This window comes from Hoeflea sp. (genome assembly GCF_039975035.1).
Taxonomy (GTDB): domain Bacteria; phylum Pseudomonadota; class Alphaproteobacteria; order Rhizobiales; family Rhizobiaceae; genus Hoeflea.
The window spans coordinates 1-5,517 of sequence record NZ_JBDWHW010000177.1 but is presented as its reverse complement, the minus strand read 5'-3'; the positions used below and the strand labels follow the sequence as shown (position 1 = coordinate 5,517).

Below are 5,517 nucleotides of genomic sequence, written 5' to 3'. Positions count from 1 at the left end.
CTCGAGGCGGCCTTGTTCTATTTTGTCGGACGGCTGGTCGATGTGCTCGATGCGGCGGAGCCGGCGGCGGGCTGGGAGGGGCTGATCGCGGCCCACGGTCCGACGCTGGGGTTCATGCTGTTTGTGGTGGTGCTGGCGCGGTTTGTCGTGGTCACTGTGGCGGCACTGGTTGAAGAGCAGACGGTGGTGCCGGGGTTTTACAACCTGGTGCGGTGGCAGGCGCACGCGCATGTCTCGCGTCAGAGCCTGGCCTTTTTCCAGAATGATTTTGCCGGTCGCATCGTCACCAAGGTCTGGTCGGCGGGGCAGGCCACCGGCGACTTCATGGTGGCGCTGTTGCAGGTGGTGTGGTTCATCCTGATCTACACCGCCACCACCATGGCGCTGGTGGCGCAACTCGACTGGCGACTGTCGGCGCTGGTGCTGTTCTGGATCGCGGCCTTCGGATTGCTGGCGCGGTTTTTCGTGCCGCGCATAAGGCGCTATGCCCGGGCCAATGCCGAAGCCTCGGCGATGCTGACCGGACGCCTCACCGACAGCTATTCGAATATCCAGACCCTCAAGCTTTATGCGCGCGAAGCTGACAACGACCGCTATATCAAAGAGGGATTTGACCAGTTTCTGGCCGCAATTCTGCCCTTCACCCGGCATCTGACCGGAGTGCGGGCTTCATTGGCGGCGCTGTCGGGTGTGATGATTGCCGCGATTGCCGGATTTTCGATCAACCTCTGGCTTAACGGCGCGATCTCGGTCGGCGCTGTGGCGTTCACCTTGTCGCTGGTGCTCAGGCTCAACATGCTGCTGGGGCGGATGATGACCCAGCTCAACAGCCTGATGCGCAATCTCGGCACGGTGCAGAATTCGGCTGAACTGGTGGCGCGTCCGATCGGGCTGAATGATCGCGACGGGGCTGCCGATCTTGAGGTGCGGTCGGCCGCCATCCGCATCGAGCAAGCCTGTTTCAACTATGGCGATGCCTCGATGCCGGTGATTGACAATCTTTCGCTGTCGATTGCGCCGGGCGAAAAGCTCGGGCTGGTCGGGCGCTCCGGCGCGGGCAAATCGACCTTCGTCAATCTGTTGCTGCGGTTTTACGATCTGCAGTCGGGCCGGATCGAGATCGACGGCCAGAACATTGCCGATGTCAGCCAGGAATCGCTTCGCCAGGCGATCGGCATGGTGACGCAGGATACCGCGTTGCTGCACCGCTCGATCCGGGAGAACATCGTGTTCGGACGTCCCGACGCCGCCGATGCGGAGATCCTCGAGGCGGCGCGCACGGCCGAGGCGCTGGATTTCATCCAGGGCCTGTCCGACCAGCGCGGCCGCAAGGGACTTGATGCGCATGTCGGCGATCGCGGGGTGAAATTGTCGGGCGGACAGCGGCAGCGCATCGCCATTGCCCGGGTCATGCTCAAGAACGCGCCGATTCTGGTGCTGGACGAAGCGACATCGGCGCTCGATTCGGAAGTCGAAGCGGCGATTCAGGAGAACCTGGACGAATTGATGCAAGGCAAGACCGTCATCGCGATTGCCCACCGGCTGTCGACGATTGCCCGGATGGATCGTCTGGTGGTGATGGACGAGGGCCGAATCCTGGAAACCGGTACACATGGAGAACTGCTTGCGCGCGGCGGTCTTTACGCCGATTTGTGGGCTCGCCAGTCGGGCGGATTCATCGGTGTGGAGGAAGCTGCGGAGTAGCCCGGCATTTTTCCGCGACAATGTGGCCTTCTCCGTTCGTCTGGTCTGGACTTCTCTTTCCAACCCGCATAGAAACCGCGCGATTGACAGAATTCCGCCGCATTGTCGGCTACCGCCGAATCTGCCTATAGCGGTGGGGTCGGAATTGCCTGTAACGGGACGGAAGACCTGTCCAGACGCAGCTTGAAGAGGACGTTGAGCCGTGAGTGAGCCAATGACACACAGCGAAGGCGCGGGCGAACCTACCCGCCGCGATTTTCTTTACATCGCCACCGGGATGGCAGGCGTGGTCGGTGTGGGCAGTTTTGCCTGGCCGTTCATCGACCAGATGCGCCCGGATGCTTCGACACTTGCGGTCTCATCCATCGAGGTGAATGTCGAAAGCCTTGAACCCGGAATGTCGCTGACAGTAAAATGGCGCGGCAAGCCGGTTTTCATCCGCAACCGCACAGAAGCCGAAATCGAGGAAGCCAAGGCTGTTGCCCTTGCTGATCTCAAGGATCCGGTGGCGCGCAACGCCAACATCGCCAGCGCGGCTGAGGCGACCGACATTGATCGTTCCGCCGGCGAAGGCAAGGAAAACTGGCTGGTGATGATCGGCGTTTGCACTCATCTTGGGTGTATCCCGCTCGGTCAGGCCGGTGATTTTGGCGGATGGTTCTGCCCCTGCCACGGCTCGCACTACGACACGGCCGGCCGCATCCGAAAGGGCCCGGCGCCGGAAAACCTGGCGGTTCCGGTGTTTTCCTTCGTGTCTGACAGCGTTATTAAAATCGGCTAAGGGGGCTTTAGACCATGAGCAGCGATCATTCGACTTATCAGCCCACGACCGGTTTCGGGAAGTGGATGGATACACGCCTGCCGGTTACGCGGCTGGTGCATGACAGTTTCGTCTCCTATCCGGTGCCGCGGAACCTGAACTATGCCTACACCTTCGGGGGTATCCTTTCAGTGATGCTGGTGGTGCAGCTTGTGACCGGCATCGTGCTGGCCATGCATTATGCCGCCGACACCACTCTGGCGTTCAATTCGGTCGAGAAGATCATGCGCGACGTCAATTCCGGCTGGCTGCTGCGTTACATGCACGCCAACGGCGCGTCGTTCTTCTTCGTTGCCGTGTATCTGCATATCGCCCGCGGCCTGTATTACGGTTCGTACAAGGCTCCGCGCGAAATCCTGTGGATCCTGGGCGTTGTCATCTTCCTGCTGATGATGGCAACCGGCTTCATGGGCTATGTGCTGCCCTGGGGGCAGATGTCGTTCTGGGGGGCGACGGTGATCACCGGGTTCTTCACGGCTTTCCCGGGGATAGGCGAGCCGATCCAGCAATTGCTGCTCGGCGGATTTGCGGTCGACAATCCGACGCTCAACCGCTTCTTCTCGCTGCATTACCTGCTGCCGTTCATGATCGTCGGTGTGGTGATCCTGCATGTCTGGGCGCTGCATGTGACCGGTCAGACCAATCCGACCGGCGTTGAAGTCAAGTCGAAGACCGACACCGTTGCGTTCACGCCTTATGCGACCATCAAGGATGGTCTGGCGATGAGCATCTTCCTGATGGTGTTTGCCTACTTCATCTTCTTCATGCCGAACTTCCTCGGTCATGCCGACAACTATATCCCTGCGGACTCGCTGAAGACCCCCGCGCATATCGTTCCGGAATGGTACTATCTGCCGTTCTACGCGATCCTTCGCGCCATCACCTTCAACATCGGACCAATCGATTCCAAGCTTGGTGGCGTGCTTGCCATGTTCGGCTCGATCCTCGTGCTGTTCGTGCTGCCATGGCTTGATACCTCGAAGGTTCGCTCGGCGGTTTACCGTCCCTGGTACAAGCTGTTCTTCTGGATCTTCGTCGCCAACGCGATCTTCCTGGGCTGGCTTGGCGCCAAGCCGGCGGAAGGCGTGTACACGACGATGGCGCAGATCTCGACGTTTTACTACTTCGGGTTCTTCCTGATCATCATGCCGGTGCTGGGATTGATAGAAACGCCCAGGCGTCTGCCAAACTCCATCACCGAAGCCGTGCTTGCCAAAAATGGCGGCAAGGGCGGGGCTGCGGCATCCGCGGTCGCGTCACCAGAAACCCGCGGCTGAGCGGCGCGCGACGGAAAGGATCTGAGATATGAAAAAGCTTCTTGCAAGCATTGCTCCGCTCGCTCTGGCCGCCATTGTTGGCGTCAGCTCGGCAATTGCCGCCGAAGAGCCGGCTGCAACCCCGCACTACCCCATCCATCATCCGAAAGAACAGTCGTGGTCTTTCGCGGGTCCGTTCGGCACCTACGACAAGGCTCAGCTGCAGCGCGGCCTGAAGGTCTTCACCGAGGTTTGCGCCGCGTGTCATTCGATGGATCTGGTTGCATTCCGCACGCTTGAGGATCTGGGTTATTCCGAAGAGCAGGTCAAATCGTTTGCTGCCAACTACGACGTTGAAGACGGCCCGAACGGCGACGGTGAAATGTTCACTCGTCCTGCCATTCCGGCGGATTATTTCCCGTCACCGTTTCCCAATGTCCAGGCAGCAGCCTACGCCAACAACGGCGCGGTTCCGCCTGACTTCTCGCTCCTGGCCAAGGCACGCTATGTCGAGCGCGGGTTTCCGCAGTTTATCTTCGATATCTTCACCGGCTACAACGAAAGCGGACCGAACTATATCTATTCGCTGCTGACCGGATACGAAGAGCCGCCGGAAGGCGTCGAGATTGCCGAAGGCACGCACTACAACCCGTACTTCCTCGGCTCTGCGTCTCTGGCAATGGCCCAGCCGATCGATGATGGCATGGTGACTTATGATGACGGCACGCCTGAAACACTGGACCAGTATGCCAAGGACGTATCCGCGTTCATGATGTGGGCGGCCGAACCACACATGGAAGATCGCAAGCGCACCGGTTTCATGGTCATCATCTTCCTGGCGATCTTCTCGTCACTGATGTACCTGACGAAAAAGGCAGTGTACGCAAACAAGGAACACTGATCCTGCCGACATCCGGTAAGTTCGAAGACGCCGCCTGCGGGCGGCGTTTTCATGTCCGGCGCACAATGGGTTGCAACCTGAGGACCATGTCGATGACCGATCTTGAAAACGAGCTTCGCGCTTCCATCCGCACCATCAAGGATTATCCCAAGCCGGGGATATTGTTTCGCGACATCACCACGCTTCTGGGTGCGCCGCGGGCGTTCCGCCGGGCGGTTGACGAACTGGTTCATCCCTATGCCGGGCTCAGGATCTCCAAGATTGCCGGTATCGAAGCCCGGGGCTTCATTCTCGGCGGCGCCATGGCGCACCAGTTGTCTGCCGGCTTCGTGCCGATCCGCAAGAAGGGCAAGCTTCCGCATGACACGGTGCGCGTGGCCTACAGCCTGGAATATGGCGTCGATGAAATGGAAATGCACAAGGATGCCATCGCGGCGGGCGAAAGCGTGATCCTGGTCGATGATCTGATCGCCACTGGCGGCACCGCCGAGGGTGCGGTCAAGTTGCTCCGGCAGATGGGCGCCGACATTGTGGCGGCCTGTTTCGTCATCGACCTGCCGGATCTGGGCGGGCGCAAGAAGCTCGAGGATCTTGGCGTGCAGGTGCGAACGCTGGTCTCCTACGAGGGCCACTGAACAGCCCGGGATTGATGTGAGCGCACCCGTCTCCCGGCGCGCTCGTTTGGCTTAGAGTATCCGTACGATTAATATGACGCATTCTGTTGGCTCAAACCTGCTGCTCCACAAGAAGGACGGCGCAGAGCGATGCGGGTCCATCTCTCAAGCCGCCCGACGCAGTGGGTAGCAGGTTTCAGCCAACCCGAAGGGCCGCATGCC

At 60.0% G+C, this 5,517-nt stretch carries 5 protein-coding genes; all 5 read left to right on the top strand.

Features of this window, described 5'->3' with window-relative positions; all coding sequences use genetic code 11:
* A partial coding sequence (locus ABJN75_RS15995; protein ID WP_348440573.1) for an ABC transporter ATP-binding protein occupies nt 1-1,704 on the top strand: 1,704 nt, incomplete at its 5' end.
* A gap of 202 nt (nt 1,705-1,906) precedes the next feature.
* A complete protein-coding gene (gene petA, locus ABJN75_RS15990) occupies nt 1,907-2,485 on the top strand; it encodes a ubiquinol-cytochrome c reductase iron-sulfur subunit (protein WP_348440572.1) in 579 nt (192 codons plus the stop codon).
* Between the two features lie 14 nt (nt 2,486-2,499).
* Nucleotides 2,500-3,801: a cytochrome b N-terminal domain-containing protein gene (locus tag ABJN75_RS15985; protein ID WP_348440571.1), complete on the top strand. Its 1,302-nt coding sequence runs from the start codon at nt 2,500-2,502 to the stop codon at nt 3,799-3,801.
* 28 nt (nt 3,802-3,829) lie between these two features.
* Nucleotides 3,830-4,681, top strand: coding sequence for a cytochrome c1 (locus tag ABJN75_RS15980; RefSeq protein WP_348440570.1), 852 nt, complete (start codon nt 3,830-3,832; stop codon nt 4,679-4,681).
* Nucleotides 4,682-4,773: 92 nt separating this feature from the next.
* The gene (locus ABJN75_RS15975) at nt 4,774-5,316 is read left to right on the top strand and encodes an adenine phosphoribosyltransferase (protein ID WP_348440569.1); all 543 of its coding nucleotides are present in this window, start codon (nt 4,774-4,776) and stop codon (nt 5,314-5,316) included.
* Nucleotides 5,317-5,517: the final 201 nt, after the last annotated feature.

Bases quoted from the DNA above. Each gene is read 5' to 3' on its own strand.
- ABJN75_RS15985 (WP_348440571.1), top strand. From the start codon at position 2,500: ATGAGCAGCGATCATTCGACTTATCAGCCCACGACCGGTTTCGGGAAG.
- ABJN75_RS15980 (WP_348440570.1), top strand. From the start codon at position 3,830: ATGAAAAAGCTTCTTGCAAGCATTGCTCCGCTCGCTCTGGCCGCCATT.
- ABJN75_RS15975 (WP_348440569.1), top strand. From the start codon at position 4,774: ATGACCGATCTTGAAAACGAGCTTCGCGCTTCCATCCGCACCATCAAG.